The sequence below is a fragment of the candidate division WOR-3 bacterium genome, assembly GCA_026418155.1.
Taxonomy (GTDB): domain Bacteria; phylum Hydrothermota; class Tepidihabitantia; order Tepidihabitantales; family CAIPLT01; genus JAOABV01.
On sequence record JAOABV010000012.1, the window covers coordinates 1 to 16,663 of the forward strand.

General features: G+C 35.7%; 18 protein-coding genes. 10 read left to right on the top strand and 8 right to left on the bottom strand.

Translation table 11 applies throughout. The features are described 5' to 3' along the window. Nucleotides 1-460: 460 nt before the first annotated feature. The 10 genes from N2201_02745 to N2201_02790 all read left to right on the top strand — a co-directional run bounded on the left by N2201_02745 (nucleotide 461) and on the right by N2201_02790 (nucleotide 9,398). On the top strand, nucleotides 461-1,015 hold the full coding sequence (locus N2201_02745) for a prepilin-type N-terminal cleavage/methylation domain-containing protein (protein ID MCX7785132.1): 555 nt from the start codon (nucleotides 461-463) through the stop codon (nucleotides 1,013-1,015). A 61-nt stretch (nucleotides 1,016-1,076) separates the two neighbouring features. Continuing rightward, nucleotides 1,077-1,952 (top strand): hypothetical protein, encoded by an 876-nt coding sequence (locus N2201_02750; GenBank protein MCX7785133.1) that lies wholly within the window; start codon nucleotides 1,077-1,079, stop codon nucleotides 1,950-1,952. A 3-nt stretch (nucleotides 1,953-1,955) separates the two neighbouring features. Continuing rightward, entirely contained in the window at nucleotides 1,956-3,116 is a 1,161-nt protein-coding gene (locus tag N2201_02755; protein MCX7785134.1) for a prepilin-type N-terminal cleavage/methylation domain-containing protein, read from the top strand. Between the two features lie 223 nt (nucleotides 3,117-3,339). Further along, entirely contained in the window at nucleotides 3,340-3,510 is a 171-nt protein-coding gene (locus tag N2201_02760; GenBank protein MCX7785135.1) for a hypothetical protein, read from the top strand. 18 nt (nucleotides 3,511-3,528) lie between these two features. Then, the gene (pilM, locus tag N2201_02765) at nucleotides 3,529-5,136 is read left to right on the top strand and encodes a type IV pilus assembly protein PilM (GenBank protein MCX7785136.1); all 1,608 of its coding nucleotides are present in this window, start codon (nucleotides 3,529-3,531) and stop codon (nucleotides 5,134-5,136) included. A gap of 42 nt (nucleotides 5,137-5,178) precedes the next feature. Continuing rightward, the gene (gene pilO, locus N2201_02770; GenBank protein ID MCX7785137.1) at nucleotides 5,179-5,754 is read left to right on the top strand and encodes a type 4a pilus biogenesis protein PilO; all 576 of its coding nucleotides are present in this window, start codon (nucleotides 5,179-5,181) and stop codon (nucleotides 5,752-5,754) included. 56 nt (nucleotides 5,755-5,810) lie between these two features. Continuing rightward, nucleotides 5,811-6,341 (top strand): hypothetical protein, encoded by a 531-nt coding sequence (locus tag N2201_02775; GenBank protein MCX7785138.1) that lies wholly within the window; start codon nucleotides 5,811-5,813, stop codon nucleotides 6,339-6,341. Nucleotides 6,342-6,398: 57 nt separating this feature from the next. After that, a complete protein-coding gene (locus tag N2201_02780; GenBank protein ID MCX7785139.1) occupies nucleotides 6,399-6,872 on the top strand; it encodes a hypothetical protein in 474 nt (157 codons plus the stop codon). 86 nt (nucleotides 6,873-6,958) lie between these two features. Then, nucleotides 6,959-8,557 carry an AMIN domain-containing protein gene (locus tag N2201_02785; protein ID MCX7785140.1) on the top strand — a complete coding sequence of 533 codons (1,599 nt, stop codon included), beginning with the start codon at nucleotides 6,959-6,961 and terminating at the stop codon, nucleotides 8,555-8,557. A 367-nt stretch (nucleotides 8,558-8,924) separates the two neighbouring features. Next, nucleotides 8,925-9,398 carry an A24 family peptidase gene (locus tag N2201_02790; GenBank protein ID MCX7785141.1) on the top strand — a complete coding sequence of 158 codons (474 nt, stop codon included), beginning with the start codon at nucleotides 8,925-8,927 and terminating at the stop codon, nucleotides 9,396-9,398. Nucleotides 9,399-9,403: 5 nt separating this feature from the next. Here the strand turns inward: N2201_02790 and N2201_02795 are convergent, their stop codons facing one another. The 8 genes from N2201_02795 to N2201_02830 all read right to left on the bottom strand — a co-directional run bounded on the left by N2201_02795 (nucleotide 9,404) and on the right by N2201_02830 (nucleotide 16,581). Continuing rightward, entirely contained in the window at nucleotides 9,404-9,700 is a 297-nt protein-coding gene (locus N2201_02795) for a GYD domain-containing protein (protein ID MCX7785142.1), read from the bottom strand. 12 nt (nucleotides 9,701-9,712) lie between these two features. Continuing rightward, the gene (locus N2201_02800; GenBank protein ID MCX7785143.1) at nucleotides 9,713-10,300 is read right to left on the bottom strand and encodes a flavodoxin family protein; all 588 of its coding nucleotides are present in this window, start codon (nucleotides 10,298-10,300) and stop codon (nucleotides 9,713-9,715) included. 60 nt (nucleotides 10,301-10,360) lie between these two features. Then, complete coding sequence (locus tag N2201_02805) at nucleotides 10,361-11,005, bottom strand: hypothetical protein (GenBank protein ID MCX7785144.1); 645 nt, start codon at nucleotides 11,003-11,005, stop codon at nucleotides 10,361-10,363. Between the two features lie 380 nt (nucleotides 11,006-11,385). Further along, nucleotides 11,386-12,135, bottom strand: a complete 750-nt coding sequence (locus N2201_02810) for a slipin family protein (protein ID MCX7785145.1) — start codon at nucleotides 12,133-12,135, stop codon at nucleotides 11,386-11,388. 275 nt (nucleotides 12,136-12,410) lie between these two features. Then, nucleotides 12,411-12,734, bottom strand: coding sequence for a helix-turn-helix domain-containing protein (locus N2201_02815; protein MCX7785146.1), 324 nt, complete (start codon nucleotides 12,732-12,734; stop codon nucleotides 12,411-12,413). 89 nt (nucleotides 12,735-12,823) lie between these two features. Next, nucleotides 12,824-13,840: an NAD(P)-dependent glycerol-3-phosphate dehydrogenase gene (locus tag N2201_02820; GenBank protein ID MCX7785147.1), complete on the bottom strand. Its 1,017-nt coding sequence runs from the start codon at nucleotides 13,838-13,840 to the stop codon at nucleotides 12,824-12,826. Then, nucleotides 13,837-14,472: a glycerol-3-phosphate 1-O-acyltransferase PlsY gene (plsY, locus tag N2201_02825; protein MCX7785148.1), complete on the bottom strand. Its 636-nt coding sequence runs from the start codon at nucleotides 14,470-14,472 to the stop codon at nucleotides 13,837-13,839. Before plsY ends, N2201_02820 begins: the two co-directional genes overlap by 4 nt. 1,002 nt (nucleotides 14,473-15,474) lie before the next feature. Next, nucleotides 15,475-16,581 carry a PilT/PilU family type 4a pilus ATPase gene (locus tag N2201_02830; GenBank protein MCX7785149.1) on the bottom strand — a complete coding sequence of 369 codons (1,107 nt, stop codon included), beginning with the start codon at nucleotides 16,579-16,581 and terminating at the stop codon, nucleotides 15,475-15,477. Nucleotides 16,582-16,663: the final 82 nt, after the last annotated feature.

Here is a 16,663-nt window from a genome sequence, read left to right on the forward strand (position 1 = left end):
TTTTACATACTCCACACAGAATGCCGAGAAAGACTGGCAGTTGAGATGTTTCGCTACCGCTCAACATGACAAACAAAGTGACTTTTTGTATATTTTAACCTGTCATTCTGAGCCTTCTTCTCCTATGTCATTCTGAGCATAGCGAAGAATCCTAACCGCCAAAAAATATTTACAATTTAAGATTTTGAATCAAATGATATCTCAGCATATCCGACCTGCTTAAATAAAAATGACCCGTTGGATGATTTTTATGCGTTCAGTGTCATTTTTTAAGAACTATCGCATTTTATTCTTGACATAGCCATTTTTATATGTATAATTTAATTATAAGAATAAAGTTTGGCATCAATAATTTGATTTTCATAAAGGTATAGTTATGTTAAACAGCCAAAATCAAATACCAAAGTAGGATATAATGAGCGGTAATGAGTTCTCGTCATTAAGGAATAAAAGGAATAATATGAAAAACTTGAATAAGGTTATTAAAACTAAGCGACAAAGTGATGATAAAGGGATTACTATTATCGAACTTTTAGTTGTGATATTTATTATTGGTGTCTTTCTTTCCTTTTTTATACCGACAATGACTTCCCGGATTAGTAATAACGCTCGGGTAAATACTACCCGTCAGGAAATGGAACAGATAAGAAAAGCCATTGTGGGAAATCCGGATTTGGTTAGTGGTGGTGAACTTACTGATGTGGGATTTAAAGGCGATATGGGAAGATTGCCCCGCCATTTAATTGAACTGGCAACGCGTCGACCTGACACCACTTTATTCAATTATCCTAATAAGGAATCTTTGCCGATTTGGGACCCTTGGACAAAACATGGTTGGAAAGGACCCTATCTACGAGATGACGGTCAACAAGGCTTTATGAAGGATGCCTGGGGTGAGTATTATCAATTTTTCGTAGATACTAACGGCGACACGATTGGGTTAAAAAGTCCGGGAATTGATGGCGAATGGGATGCGCCTGGAACAGTCGGCGATGATATTAAAGTCTTATTTTGATTTATGCTCATGATGCCAAAGCGACTTATTATAATAAGGGGATTGTAAAAAATATAAATTTATGTTTAACCCACTAAAATATCTCAGAAACTTATTGCCCAGAAGATTTTTCCAAGAATTTGGTGCTTCAAAGTTTCATAATCTTTATAAGAAGAAGATAGAAAATAATAATCGCGGCATTCTCCTTATTGAGTTGTTATTTGTGATTATGATTATGGGACTTTTGATTGCCGGTGCAGTAAGAACCTGGGATGTAACAATTCAACAAACAAGATTTAACCAAACTGTTAAAGAACTTGAAGAATTATCAATGGCAATTGTGGGAAATCCTAATTTTTACACTGAAGGAAAACGGACTGACTTTGGTTATGTCGGCGATATGGGAAGTTTGCCAGATAGTTTAGCCGATTTGGTCCGAGCACCGAGTGGCGCAATTACTTGGCGAGGACCATATGTGAAAGTAAAGTTTAATGAAAATTTAGATGATTACTTGAAAGATGCCTGGGGAGATTATTATATATATAACCGGGAAAGTCTTTTCATCCGTAGTTACGGCGGTGGCACTATTCTAACACCCCAGACTTGGATCACAAGAAGGTTCGCCCGAGACTCAATCAGCCTTATAAGAAATATTGTGCAAGGCAGAGTTACGGATTTATTAAATAATCCTCCAGGGGCAGGTATCGATACCCTTTTTCTTTTAGTAGGAATTACCTATCCGATTAATAATGGAACTTCAATGGCAACCCAAATACGACATCCTAATGCACAAGGCAATTATACTTTAACTGATATTCCTCAAGGTAATCATCTAATGTTTTGTTTATATGATACTACGCCCAGTTTGGCCGATACTACGGATTATGTAGAAAAATATGGTTGTATTTATCCAGGAATAATTAACGAAGTAAATTTTCGATTGACCGTGGGATTTTAGAATATGAACTCACGCTACAATAAACAATTAAAAGGTATTTATCAGATATTGAACTCCGATAAAGGTGTTACACTAATGGAATTGCTGGTGGTGATTTTGATAATTGCCCTATTAGGTGCAGTCGCGTTTCGGACCATTGATGCTACAACCAATCAATCCCGGTTTGAGGCAACAAGAAAAGAAATGTTGGAATTAGTTAAAGGCATTATCGGCAATCCCGATTTATTATCTGATGGCGTGAGAATCAATTTTGGTTATGTCGGTGATATGGGAAAATTGCCCGATAGTTTATCAGCATTATTTTTACCTGAAGGCGACAATTGGAAAGGGCCTTATGTGTCTGGTCGTTTTAGTGAAGACCAAAAAGGCTGGTTAACCGATGCTTGGGGACAACCTTATGAATATGACAAAGCAAACCTTTTGATTAGAAGCACAGGTGGTCGACAAACGCTAACCGCAAAAATTATTGATGATACTAATGATTTGTTTAACAATTCTATAAGTGGTGTGATTACAGATATTACCGGCGGACCGCCTGTCGAATTAGCCAACAAAATACTTATTCGCCTTATAGTGCCAAGAGATGGTATTTTAGTCACTGAGACAACTCGACCCCGACGAGATGGATTTTATGAGTTTTCTTCTGTTCCGATTGGTTATCATTTGATGGTTGTAAAAAAAGAATTTGGTACTCAAGATAGTATTATTAGAATGGTATCAGTTCCACCGCGTTCCAAGATTGTTGCCGATTTTCGATTTGCCTCAGGATTTCGAGATAACTTGAAATATGTTGAAGGTAGTGCTAGTGCGTGGGGTGATTCATTAAATTGTATTGGATTTAGTGTTTTTAATAGTGGTGAGGCTGTTACGCTCGATTCTTTAGTCGTTATCCTTTTAGATACCACAGCATTTTATGAAAGTGTTAATTTTCAAGGAAGTGAAGTCTGGAATTATGCAGCAAGTGTCCCGCCAAGACGAGCCGGTAAAAATGATGTGGTTGCATTAAATCCGGCACCGACAATCAATACTAATAGCGTCGCGCGCTTTGATTTAATGAATTTTAAGAATCATCAAATAAATATTTATGCACCAACAGTGGTGATGTCCGGTATCAAAATCGCAATTAAATTTAGCGACGGCTCAATTGTTGAATTCACACCATAAATATATAAAAATTACTATGGAATGTAGTGCTAACTCAATAATTGAATTTATCCAGATTGAATGTCAATATAGGATATAACGGAAGTGTATAATATTTTGTGTAAATTTAGAATTGATATGTTCAAAATAAAGGTATATTTCCTTAATGATACAGAAGAACTCACCTGTAAAAAAATAATTTTACTATTGAAATTATCAAATAAATTTATACAATATAGCGTTTATGATAAATGTTCGAAAATTGATTAATCCTAAGATGATAAATATTGCTAAGGACAAAAGGGAATGTCTTAAAACTACTATGTTTTTGAGACGCCAAAAGAAACTTTATCCGACTGATGAAAGTAAAAAGATAAAAAGTAAATTATGTCAATTATCTGTAGCGATAATTTAATAAGATTGGAGGCAAAAATTGGATGTTAAGAATTTATTAGGTTCAGGTAGTAACGAAATTTTATCTATCGATATCGGCTCTTCAGCAGTAAAATATGTTAAATCAATAAGAGGCCGCATTTTTGATTATGGCGTTAGAGATATTGCTGAGATATTTGACATTCCCTCTATTTTGAAAGAATTAACCAAAGAAACCACACCTTCTCAAGTATATAGTTTTGTTTCTGGTCCAGCCGTAAGTATTCGTCAAGCAACTTTTCCCCGAATGTCTCCCAAAGAGTTAAAAGAGGCGATACTATTGAGATTAGAAAAATATTCGCCTTTTACCATTGAAGAATCAATTTTAGATTTTAGAGTTCTTTCTGATATTAAAGAAGCCGGTGTGGTCAAAGATAATGTGATGGTAGTTTCAGTTCGGCGCGATGTTATCTCAGAACATATTGCAACCTTCCGAAAAGCCGGTTTAGAGCCAACTGCGATATCAGTAGTGCCATTTGCTTTAGCAAGTGCAGTTCGAAGATTCGGTAGATTGCGTCCCAATGAGACCGTTATGGTAATAGATATCGGTGCCCAGTTTAGTAATATTATTTTCATTCGTAATCAAAAATTAGATTTTGCCCGGTCCCTGACAATTGCCGGTAATGCAATCACTGAAGCAATGACCGTCGCAATTATGACGGAAGATGGTGAATTGTCATTAGGTATTAGTGAAGCCGAAGAGATTAAGAAGCAATATGGTATTCCTTCGGAAAATTCTACCGAAAAATTGCCTTCAGGTATCGGTGTCAAACATTTATTGACACTACAACAACCGGTTTTAGAAAGATTTCGGGCAGAACTACTTCGGAGTATCGATTACTATCGACGGGAATTTGCTGTAGCTAAAATCGACCGCTTACTAATTTGTGGTGGCGGCGCCTTACTGAAAAATCTTGACAAGTATCTTGAATCTAATCTTGGGCTTCCCACTGAAGTATTTGACCCCTTTCGAAGTCACAATTTATACTTACGCAATCGTCCTTTTACCGAAGGGTTAGGTGTAAAATTAGTTGCGGTATTAGGATTAGTTTTTGAATATCCCGCAATAGAACTGTTGCCATCAGAAATTAAATCCCGCCGGATTCAACGCCGTGACGCTAAAATTGTCACAGGCTTATTTTTATTAATTATTCCGCTTCTTATTGTCCTTAATATCATTTTTGCTTTCCAAACGACAACGAAAAAGAGAAATGTTGAATACTATAAAAGAAAATTAAAAGCCTTCGAAATGGTTAATACCGAATATTTGGAATTAAAAGCCGATGTTGCCGAATTAGAAGCAAAACATAAGTCATTACAAGGTATTGTCGGCGGTGAAAGCAAAGCAGTGCCAGTTTTGCGCCAATTGAGTTATTTAGTTCCGGAAAATATTCAATTGAAAACTTTATCCCTGACTACACAAAAGGGAATAAATTTCACCGGCACAGTTTCAGGACAACCATTCCTTTTAGATTTAGATTTGACTCAGTTTATGATGCAATTAGAAGCGTCACCCTATTTTAAGAATGTTAAATTAGTAAGCAAAACACGAACTTTACTTCAGGGCGAAACAGTTTTAGATTTTGAAATAAATTGTCAACCCCAATAATTATATGAGCAATACTAAATCTGAGATAGCTGAGGAGGCGTAATGGAATTTTTGCAACGACGAGTTTTACTCATCGGTAGCGTGATCTTGGTTGTGATTATAATATTTTTTGTAATATTCTTGTATCGACCTCATTTTGCGCGACGCGCAAAAATTGAAGAACAAATTACTGAACTAAAAAAGCAATTGAAAGAATATGAGGCAATGGTAAAGGATATTGACCGATTACGCAAACAGGTCGTAAGTTTAGAAGATGCCCGCGCAGAATTTATGGCGAAGGTTGCCCCGCGCACAGAATTGCTGACAATCGTGCGCCAATTGATTAAATTGGCCGAACCTTACCAATTAGTATTTGTCGAAATTCATCCTCCGGGCTTAGATACCTTGAATTATACCGAGCGTCCAGAAACACCGGTGTCGCCTGTTCCTTTTGTTATTACGGTCCAAGGACGCTACATTGAAATTGGTCGGTTTTTGGAAAAACTCCGAGAGTTTCCCTATTATCTTCGAACTCCGGAGTTTGAAATTATTGGTAAAGATGAAATTCGTCCAATGGTCGAAGCCAAAATTTTAGTAAATCTGTATGCCTCAAGTTTAATTACTGCAAGCAAGTTATGAGCCAAATAATTTACATAGTAATGGTGTTAGAATAAATTTATGAGAAGAATAAATTTATGAGACGCATAATTCTTTTTATTGTTTTAGGTGTGTTAGTAATCTTTGCTTTCACTAGATTATTTTCGCGGCCTAAGCCCACAGGTGGCACAAAGAAAAAATCTTCATCTGATACTTTAGCAGTTCGGTCTCGGCGCGGGAAAACCGCCGGACAAATTAAGACGAAAACCAAAGAAGAACTGCGCGAGGAAAAAAGACGCGCCCAAAGAGCAGAAAGAGCTCGGCTAAGAGAATTAAGACGAAGACAACGAGAACTGGAAAGAATGCGTCGCCTGAGCCGAAGAAAAAGACGAATTCGTTCTAAAAGAGCAAAACAAATTTATGTCTTACGGGCAATAATGAAGATCGACTCAGAGAAATATGCACTAATCGATACAAGACGGATGACAATCGGCGAAGAAATTTCCGGTCGCAAAATTGTGGAAATCGGCGATGACCGAATTGTCATTGAAGAATTCGGTCGAAGACGAGAAGTCCGAATGGGCGAATCAATATTACCCTCGGTGCTGACGCAAAAACGTAGACGGTAGAACATAAAGATGAAACACAATTTCATTTTCATAAATTCTTAATAAGAAAGGAGTCCCTTGAGACAGAGAATATTATTAATTATTTTAGGTGTTGTAATTTTAATCGCACTGTATACATTTATCTTCCGAAAACCTAATCCGACTGTAGCTCGAGCCACAGTAAAAGCAAAAGCCCAAACCAAAGAAAAGGTCGCGTCAGTTAAAGAAAAAACCAAAACTACCGCAGAAGCAGTTAAAAAAATGATTCCTCCCCTTTCAGTCAAACCTGAATCCATTGTTGTGGAAACAGAGGCGGAAAAAGGTAAATGGGGAACCGACCCATTCGCACGCGGTTGGATGTTAAGCACTGAAATTACTGACTTGCGATTAAGGGCAATAACGCAAAGCGGAAATAAAGCCTATGCCCTAATCAATGACCAAATCTTAGAAGCCGGTGAAATGATCGCAGGTAAAAAAATTGTTGCGATTGAAAAAGACCGAGTGATTTTAGAACAAAGTGGCAGGACCTTTACCTTGATTTTAGGCGAATAAAGATTTTAGTTCCGCAATGATATATATCAATTTGAATACCATAGATAAAGATAATAAAATTTGCAATATTACTAAAAGGAGCTCAAATGAATAAAAAAATATTTATCGTGTTATTTAGCATATTTTTGTTATTTATCGGAAAATTATGCTTCGGGCAAACTACTGAAGCGCAACAAGAATTAACTTTAAAATCAATAAATTATGAATTACTTTTAGATAAAGTTCGAGTCACACTCGTGTGTAATGCAACACCTTCGGTTTCGCATTTTACCTTAGACGAACCAGAGCGGATTGTTATAGATTTATTTAATACTAAACCTACTTCTGATATTCAGGACCAAGCAGTAAATATTTTTCCAGTTCGAAAGATTAGTGTTACCCAATGGCAAGGGACTTCGACAATTACCCGGATAACGATTGAATTGGATAATAAAGCCGAGTATAATCTGCTACGAGAAAAAAATATGGTTGTGGTTGATGTCGATGTAAAAAAGCAACGGATTGTTGAACAACCAATTGTCGATACCGAGAAAAAGGTCTCAATGTATGTAAAAGACGCTGATATTGTTGACTTGTTGCGGATGATTGGCACTCAATTTAATATCAATATCGTGGTATCGCCAGATGTGAAATCTTCAATAACAGTCCGTTTAGATAGCGTACCAGTAATGAGTGCGATTGATGCTTTGGTCAAAGCTGCGGGCTGTAATTATGTGATGTATGAATCAGGTATTATGTTGGTGAAACCCAAGGGCCGACCAGTGCCGGGCGAATTTGATTCGAGAATTTTTGAATTGGATTATGCTGAAGCAACAGATATTAAGGATGTTCTAAAACTTGTCTTGTCTGACCGAGGAACATCAGAACTCATCTTTCGCCGAGTCGCAGACGGTGGCGGTTCGAAAAGAACCGCAGCAATTCTTGTTACCGATTATCCGGAATATCTGGAAAAGGCTGCGGCAGTAATCGCTCAGTTAGACCAACCATCAACGCAAATTGCCATAGAAGCAAAGTTTATTGAAACAACAATGAGCACCGATAATATGTATGGTATTGATTGGTCACTACGAACTGCGGTCACCCCTGAAGTTCCAAGACCCGGCGAAATGGCAATGCCAGTAAGATTTTATGAATTAGTAATAGGAAAACTTTCCTTAAGTCAACTTTCATTGGCATTAGAAATTATGCAGAGCGAAGGTAAATCGAGATTAATTGCTAATCCCCGAACTATTACGCTTGATAATCAAACCGCAGAAATAAATATGGGTATTTCGGTGCCAGTTCGTTCTTTACGAGTTGACCCAGAAACCCGAGAACGATTTTATGTTTGGTCTGAACGATTTATTCCGATAGGTCTAAAAGTCACACCACATGCGACAAGCGACGGTATGATTAATATGACAATTGAACCAAAAGTTGAAGCGATAATTGGTTATGAAGGAACACCAGAAGACCGGCGACCGATTATCACCCGACGCGAAGCCAAAACCCAAGTTATGGTTAAAGATGGTGAAGTTGTTGTGTTAGGTGGATTAATTAAAGATGAAGAGTCAAAAGTGCGAAGTAAAGTACCAATTTTAGGCGATATTCCCATTTTAGGTAAATTATTATTCAGCCGAACCCAAATTACAAAACAAAAGAGCGAACTGATAATTTTTATTATACCGCAAATTGTTAAAACTTAAAAATATCGCTCAAAAGATTAGGATTAGATAAAAAGTTCGACAAGCAAGTAAACTATAATCAAACACAAAACATACCTTAAAATTGACAATAATTTTTTTTATCTTTGGAACTATAATTGGTAGTTTTCTTAATGTCTGCATTTACCGAATACCGAGACATAAATCAATAATTAAACCCCGTTCATTTTGCCCTTACTGTCAGACACCAATAAGACCTTATGATAATATTCCAATTTTAAGTTACATAATATTAAAAGGAAAATGTCGACATTGTCAAAAACCGATTTCTTGGCAGTATCCCTTGGTTGAATTTCTCACTGGAATATTATTTGTTCTGCTCTTGCTAAAATTTGGGATATCGTTTTCGATGTTGAAGTTCATTGTACTTACTTGTTTGTTAATTGTTGTAACCTTTACCGATTTATCGCATCAAATTATTCCTAATGTAATTTCTTTACCAGGGATAGTTATCGGTATACTTTTTAATATTTCGAATTTATTTAATGTATTTATTAGCGCAATATTAGGTGCTGGTATTCTGTGGATGTTTCGTCAAGCAGGTATTTGGGTTAAGAAACAAGAGATGATGGGGTGGGGCGATATAAAATTGGCAGGAATGATTGGTGCTTTTTTAGGAATTGAGACAGGTCTTTTAGCATTATTTTTAGGAGTCTGTCTGGGCGTTATTATTTGGACCTTGCTTATCATCATAAAGGTTAAATCACGCAGAGAATATATTCCGTTTGGCGCCTTTCTTGCCCTTGGTTCAGTAATTGCGGTTTTTTTTAGTCAACAGATAATATCGTGGTATCTGAACCTATTCAGAATCCAAAGATTATAAATAAATTAGATTTCTTTTGTTAATTCCAGAAATCGTTTATAAGGAATTGCAGTCCAGGATTCAGATTGGACAGCACCTGAAGCCAAACTAATCATCGCAACTTTTGCGGCATCTTCTTCATTGGGGGCTTCATAAATATCTAAAAAATCATAAGGTCCTAATAAGGCATAATGAGCAACAAATTTTACTTTGGGACATTTCTCTTTAATTTGTTTAAGCCAGGTTCGGCCGATTTCAAATCGGTCTTTGACTTTTTTAGTTAATTCTGGTGATAATTTTGTTAATAAAATATAAGTTGGCATAGCCCCTCCTTCTCAGTCTTCAATAGACTGAGTTAATAATTTCCCGGTATCATAGGATACTTTTAATAATTTCTCTTTATTACTATCCGGTCGGTCCGAATGGGTCATTTTAATTATTTTTATGATTTCTAAATTTATATCCTGACACCAAAACTTAATTGATGCTAAAGCAGGTTTTATATCCTGAGAACAATCAGCCACCCAAATAAAAATACCTTTTTTGCGGTGTTGGATGCGCCGAATAAATTGTAATTTACCAGAACCAGATTTTTTTATTTTTGATAAGCAATTACATCGGTCAATCATCAATTTAGTTTGACTTGAAATCGTCTCATAATACGCCGGCGTCCCCAAAACGATTCCGTCAACTGTCTCAAACAGTTTATATAATTTTGTCATGCCGTCTTTATAGAAGCAGTATTGAGGAAAAGGATGCTTATCACAGGCTTGGCAGGGCTTAATAATTAAATCATTTAAGTAAATTTTGGTTGTGCTAGCTCCAGCGGATTTTGCGCCATCTAATACCTTTTGTACCAATTGGTCTGTATTTCTTCTTTTACGAGGACTGCCGACTAAACCAAGAATGCGAATTTTTTTCATTTGTCTTACATCAGGCTAAAAATTAAGATTTAATACATTATCAATAATAAGATTTTTCATTTATAAATATTTATAAATATCTTGAATTGTTTCTAATAAAGGAACAATACGAGCCAAAATGTTTGAATCAATATGATGTTTATGCGTAATCATTGCGGTTTGGATATCTTGTATCTTATCATCAAATTCGACTAAGGCATTAATCAAGTCTTGGTCATCTGAACTCTGCATTACTCTTGGAATTAAATCAAGTCGGATCTGATTCACATCCCATTTGATTGTATTGTAATAATCAATCACTGGCTGCATCAATATTTTATTATCTTGTAATAGATTTTTAATTTGTTCAGTTATATTATTTAAGGCGTCAATTACTTTCAGATTCGGCTGGTCACGATTTTCTAAGATTGCCAATATTTCTGGACAACGCGATAATGGCAAATGATTAAATAGTTCGAGGATTATATTACTGAGATGATGAGAAATTGTGCGATGTGTCAATTCTCGGACTCGCGCCCAGCGTCTTTTTCGTTGGTTTTCAGTTAACCGGTCAACTAATAAGACCGCAACAATCACGCCGATAAACAAACCAGCCATCTCAGCCAATATATTGATAGCATAATCTTTTACATTTAATGAGAACCCTATGATAATAAAAACTAATGCTAAGACTATCAGCACTAAGATAAATAGACTATTTTTCATCGAGTGTTTAGATCTCCGGCAAAACTGTGATTCAACTTAATAAAGTATTTTGATAAATATACCCTGTCGACTACCAGCATATTTAATTTGATTTTTTACTATTCAGTCAAATAAGGTGTTATTATAGTTATTAATCAGGCATTGCTATTAGAAACCGTAGTCACGAACACATTGAGTAACATCACTTCTGAGTTCGTTATTATCTGTACGGACTCAAACATTATCGGCATCTGTGGATATTACAGCAATCGGTATTTTGACAATTCTTTAAGTGACATTCAAATGGAAATAAGAGAAATAGGAGGCGAGAACACAAATATTACACATAGCGGTTTTAGTTCTTAATAGAGAATAAATCTTTTCGTAAGATATGATTCAATTTAAGTTTCTTTGTCTTTCTTAATAAAAGGGGTCAATAAGTCAATTGGAATGGGAAAGATAATTGTTGAGTTTTTCTCGGTAGCGATTTCAGTTAAAGTCTGAAGGAATCTAAGTTGTACTGAGACTGGGGTTTGGGCTAAAACATTAGCTGCATCGCGTAATTTTTCTGCGGCCTGAAATTCACCATCGGCATGAATAATTTTTGCCCGGCGCTCGCGTTCGGCTTCGGCTTGACGGGCAATAGCACGACGCATTGTTTCTGGAATATCAACATGCTTTACTTCCACCATAGAAACTTTTATTCCCCAAGGGTCAGTTTGCTCATCAATGATTTTTTGTAAGCGATGATTAATCATTTCCCGTTTGCTTAATAAGTCATCTAATTCATATTCACCTAAAACACTACGAAGGGTTGTTTGAGCAATTTGGGATGTAGCATATCTATAGTCTTCAACTTCTACCACTGCTTTAGCCGGATTAAATACCCGAAAATAAGCAACTGCATTCACACTTACGGAAACATTGTCCCGAGTGACAACATCTTGAGGTGGAACATCTAAGGTTATGACCCGTAAACTGATTTTTACCATTCGGTCAATAAAAGGAATGAGAATAATTAACCCAGGACCTTTAACTCCAATGAGTCGACCTAATCGAAAGATAACACCGCGTTCATATTCGCGCAAGATTTTTATCATTGAAGAAATGATTATTAAGATAATGATTACTAAAATAATAATTGAATACATTTCGACTCCTATCTTTTTAATGGCTATTAAGCATTTTTAGTTTTAATATTTTAATGCAATTGATTATCCCTGTCAATTGATAAATTTTTAACATATCAAGTCTAAATTTACACAAAATATTATACACTACCGTTTTATGGATATGTTTTATTTTTTAATAGACATCAAACATTGTAAGGCAAAGTTTCTATGGAAAAAGAATTCGTTCCAGAAACTTGTTGCGACCGATTCTTACTGTATTGCAAACTTTAGGTTTAATCAGGAAATTGTTATATTTAAGGCTGTTCTAAGATATTTTTGATAAGCAATAATTCTTTTTGAATCCATAAGAGCGTTTCTTGAATTTTTCTTTTAGGCTGGGCTTCAGAACTTGTGGCTAATTTGCGTTTAATGCCAGAGAGTGTAAGTTTTTCTTGATTGCGGAAATGTTTTATTAGTAAAATTTTTTCAATGTCCTCTTCGGAAAAGATACGACGGCCGGCAGAATTTTTGGGTAATTGGATTCTAAATTGTTTCACCCAAAATTTTAGGGTTGGAATTGAGACCTTGGTGCGATTTGACACTTGCTTGAAAGTGTAATACTTTTTCTCCAAATTCATAAAAACTCCTTGTGTTAAAAGTATAAAAGCTATAACTAATACTTTTTATGATATCTTTGCTTCATCAACATTTGTTTTGTTATTTTCGGTTATTCAGATTCTGATTTTAAGGGTCGGCTCATTAATCGACCAATACTTTCTTTTATAATTGTCTCAATAGTCCTATCTTTGATTGGCTGAGAAAGAATTGTAAATACTTCATTAATCACCGGAAGGTCTAAATGCATTTTTGTACTGAGATTTTTTGCCGAAGTTGCGGTTGCAATACCTTCAGCAACACCGGTTAAAGAATTGATGAGCGAAGAAATCGGTATACCTTGGCCAAGTTTTTCACCAATATAGCGGTTGCGAGAATATGGTGAATAGGAAGTAACGATTAAGTCACCTATACCGGCAAGTCCGGCAAATGTCATTGGGTTAGCATTCATTGCAATACCTAAGCGAGTCATTTCTGCCAAACCCCGTGTCAAAAGTGCCGCTTTAGCATTTTCGCCTAATTGAAGACCGTCACAAATTCCTGCAGCAATCGCAATGACATTTTTGATTGAACCACCTAACTCAGTGCCAACTACATCTGATTGAGTATAACAGCGTAAGTTTTCATAAGAAAACAGTTGCTGAATTCGGAGGGCAATATCCTGATGGGATGAAGCGACTACTAATGAAGCCGGTAATCCTAAAGCAATTTCATAAGGAATCCCTGGACCAGCAAGAACCGCAATTTTAGCATCGGGAAAGAACTCTTTAATAATTTCGGACATTCGCTTATAAGTCTGGTTTTCAATTCCTTTAATTGCACTTACCCAAATAACTCGGTTATCAATGCGAGTAGCAAAAAATTTTGTCAGCACATTTCGTAAGGCTTGAGATGGAACGGCTAAAACAATAATTTCGACTGAGGCCAACACTTCTTCTAAATTATTGGTTATCGTAATATTTGAAGGTATGGTAATAGTATCAGGTAAATCTGGCAGCGTTCTTTGACGGATAATTTTTTCATAACGTTCAGCAGATGCTTCCCACATAGTAATTTGGTGGTTTTTACGATTTAAGATTAAAGCCAAAGTTGTTGCCCAGCGACCAGCACCAATAAAGGATATGTTCATTGCGGTATCTTCTTGCGTAGAGAAAATTTCGGCTCGGTTTTACTGAGCAATCGTCTAAAATTAGTCCGATGGCTGATAATAATTAATAAAGAGATAGAGATAAGGCTAAAGAAAAGTTTTGTGTTATCTGAATATAAGATTAATGTCGTAATGGGCAAAGAAAGGGCAAAAGAGACCGATGCCAATGAAACATATGAGAAACTAAAAAAGATAACAACAAATATGATAATGCCGACAAATAAGACTAAAGGTTTTAAGGCAAGAAGTGCGCCAATGGTGGTTGCAACACCTTTACCACCTTTGAAACGCAAAAAAGGGGTGAAAATATGTCCTAAGACTGTGCCCAGGGCAACAATTGCAGGTATCAATTCGAAATTATTAGCAAAATAAGTTGGCAAAAAGCCTTTGGCAACATCCAAAATTAAAACCGGCACCGCATATAAAGGACCTAATGCACGGTAGACATTAGTAAAACCAATATTTTTACTGCCGTATCTTCGAATATCAATTTTTTTCAATCGACTAATAAGAAACCCAAAAGGAATGCTGCCAATTAAATAACCGATGATAAGTGAAACAAAATATATTGGAAAAATGCTGTTGCCAATAGGAAATAGAATAATCAGAGGCATAAGCTATGAGTAATTAAATTTAATAATCCATTTAATTATAAGAGATTATTTGTATCTTAAATATCATTTGGTTATCTATATTACTTTAGAATAATTAAAACAATAATGGTTGTCAATGGAGAATTCAGTGACATCTCGGAAAAAGTGCTACTCGAATCACAAGATGATACAGTCTCAGAATTTCAAAAGAACTTTTATGAAAGTTTTTGTAACAAGATATAAGAAGATAGCAATAATTAATATTGTGATGATTAAAACATTAGGCAGGGGGCTAGGGTAGGGCTAACCCAGCCCAGACCGATTGTTAGTATTTTGCTAATACTGATTTGGCTCATAAACCGCATAGAAGGTCGCATACCGGTTATTGTCAGTTGCTTATCTAAATACCTTACAGTCTTTATTCTTATAAGTTTATGCATTTATATCGTTTCTTGTTTAATAGGTTATTTGGGGAATGATTTGAGAGGAAATCTGAAGTTGTAACAGATAGGAATCATCTCAGAACCTTAGTGTCAATAAAATTTATTTGGAGCCTTCAGAAAAAATCCATTGAAGCCATTGTTGGTACAGAAAAATTATAAGAAACATTCAATATTTTCGATACTTCCAGTAACAAAATTGATTTTCGCAGAATTATTTTATTTAGTTTATCTGAGCGATAATGTGATAGTAAAAATTAAAATTCAAAATGGAAATAGAATAAATATATCTTTATATTTGATAATATGCGATAATATGACATAAATCATTTTCTTTTATTAAATGAAGTTGAAAAATTTTTGATACTCTATAATTTTTGATTTACCTAAAAGTGATGCTGTTTTAATCAAAATATATTTGGAATCAATCTTCTATTTGTTAAATAAAAATCTGTCTTAGATGAGATTAAATTTGCTCATTATTAAGAGAAAAAGTTCAATATAAATTGTAAAAGTTAAAATAATAAAAATTATCAAATATAACTAAATTTTTGACTATAAATTGGAAAAAAACAGAGCGGAATTAGGCTTTTCGGCTTTTAATACCAAATTCAACCATTTCTCGTAATGCCCGTGGGTCAAAGGCATTGGCTAATGCGGTGTCAAAAGTAATTTTGCCGGCTCGATAATGTTCAGCCAGCGCCATATCAAAAGTACAACTACCTTCGGAAATGCTGGAATGAATTGCAGATTGAAGGTGTTCGATTTTGCGTTCGCGGATGAGGTTTCTTACTGCTGGAGTTGCAACCATAATTTCAAAAGTTCCGATGCGACCTCTTCCGGTAGCACGTGGCAATAACCGTTGGGCAAATATGGCTAAAATCGAAATTGAAAATTGGATTCGAATCTGGTCCCGAATCTCCGGCGGAAAGACATCAATAAATCGAGTAACAGTTTCGGCAGCATTGGTTGTATGAAGGGTTCCAATAACCAAATGGCCAGATTCCGCTGCCCAAATTGTGGCTTCAGCAGTGGCTACATCTCTGATTTCGGCAACTAAAATTACATTCGGATTAGACCGTAACCCTTTCATAATGGCTTCGCGAAAAGAAGGAACATCAACACCAACCTCTCTTTGGGTAACAAGTCCTTTTTTATGCTGATGGATAAATTCAATCGGGTCCTCAATTGTCAAGACATGCCGGGGACTTTCTAAAATATAATCGACAAAAGTTGCCTGGGTTGTGGTTTTACCAGAACCAGTTGGTCCAGTAACTAAAATTAAACCATGAGGTCGGTCAAGCAATGCTTTTATTCGGGGAATTTGATGAGGTAAAAATCCAATCTCCTCAAAGGGCAAAATCTTGTTGGGAATGAGCCGAAGGGCTAAGCCATAATATCCTTTTTGGCGATAAATTGCAACTCGGAAACGAGCAAGGTCCTTGTAATTTAAGGCAAAATCAGCACCTCCATCTTCAGTGATGATATCTTTTAATTGAGGAGCATTTTTTATGGTAATGTCTTTGAATCGTTCTGTAATCTCCGGTGTTAATACTTCTTTTCTTTCCATGGGATGAAGGATACCATCGATACGAAGAGTCGGTGGCCGGCCGACAGTTAAGTGAAGGTCCGACGCATTGCGTCTAATACATTCTTCTAATAATTCTTCAAAATAATCAATATCACTCATAAAATTTATTGCTATTCAAAAAATATCACTAACTTATTATTTTATTAAATTATATAATATAAATAAAGAATGTCAAGAATTT

Excerpts from the sequence above, each read along its gene's own strand:
- N2201_02745 (MCX7785132.1), top strand. The coding sequence starts at position 461 with ATGAAAAACTTGAATAAGGTTATTAAAACTAAGCGACAAAGTGATGAT.
- N2201_02775 (MCX7785138.1), top strand. The coding sequence starts at position 5,811 with ATGAGACGCATAATTCTTTTTATTGTTTTAGGTGTGTTAGTAATCTTT.
- N2201_02750 (MCX7785133.1), top strand. The coding sequence starts at position 1,077 with ATGTTTAACCCACTAAAATATCTCAGAAACTTATTGCCCAGAAGATTT.
- N2201_02805 (MCX7785144.1), bottom strand. The coding sequence starts at position 11,005 with ATGAAAAATAGTCTATTTATCTTAGTGCTGATAGTCTTAGCATTAGTT.
- N2201_02830 (MCX7785149.1), bottom strand. The coding sequence starts at position 16,581 with ATGAGTGATATTGATTATTTTGAAGAATTATTAGAAGAATGTATTAGA.
- N2201_02755 (MCX7785134.1), top strand. The coding sequence starts at position 1,956 with ATGAACTCACGCTACAATAAACAATTAAAAGGTATTTATCAGATATTG.
- N2201_02785 (MCX7785140.1), top strand. The coding sequence starts at position 6,959 with ATGAATAAAAAAATATTTATCGTGTTATTTAGCATATTTTTGTTATTT.
- plsY (MCX7785148.1), bottom strand. The coding sequence starts at position 14,472 with ATGCCTCTGATTATTCTATTTCCTATTGGCAACAGCATTTTTCCAATA.
- N2201_02795 (MCX7785142.1), bottom strand. The coding sequence starts at position 9,700 with ATGCCAACTTATATTTTATTAACAAAATTATCACCAGAATTAACTAAA.
- N2201_02790 (MCX7785141.1), top strand. The coding sequence starts at position 8,925 with ATGTTGAAGTTCATTGTACTTACTTGTTTGTTAATTGTTGTAACCTTT.
- N2201_02815 (MCX7785146.1), bottom strand. The coding sequence starts at position 12,734 with ATGAATTTGGAGAAAAAGTATTACACTTTCAAGCAAGTGTCAAATCGC.
- pilO (MCX7785137.1), top strand. The coding sequence starts at position 5,179 with ATGGAATTTTTGCAACGACGAGTTTTACTCATCGGTAGCGTGATCTTG.
- N2201_02820 (MCX7785147.1), bottom strand. The coding sequence starts at position 13,840 with ATGAACATATCCTTTATTGGTGCTGGTCGCTGGGCAACAACTTTGGCT.
- N2201_02760 (MCX7785135.1), top strand. The coding sequence starts at position 3,340 with ATGATAAATGTTCGAAAATTGATTAATCCTAAGATGATAAATATTGCT.
- N2201_02800 (MCX7785143.1), bottom strand. The coding sequence starts at position 10,300 with ATGAAAAAAATTCGCATTCTTGGTTTAGTCGGCAGTCCTCGTAAAAGA.
- N2201_02810 (MCX7785145.1), bottom strand. The coding sequence starts at position 12,135 with ATGTATTCAATTATTATTTTAGTAATCATTATCTTAATAATCATTTCT.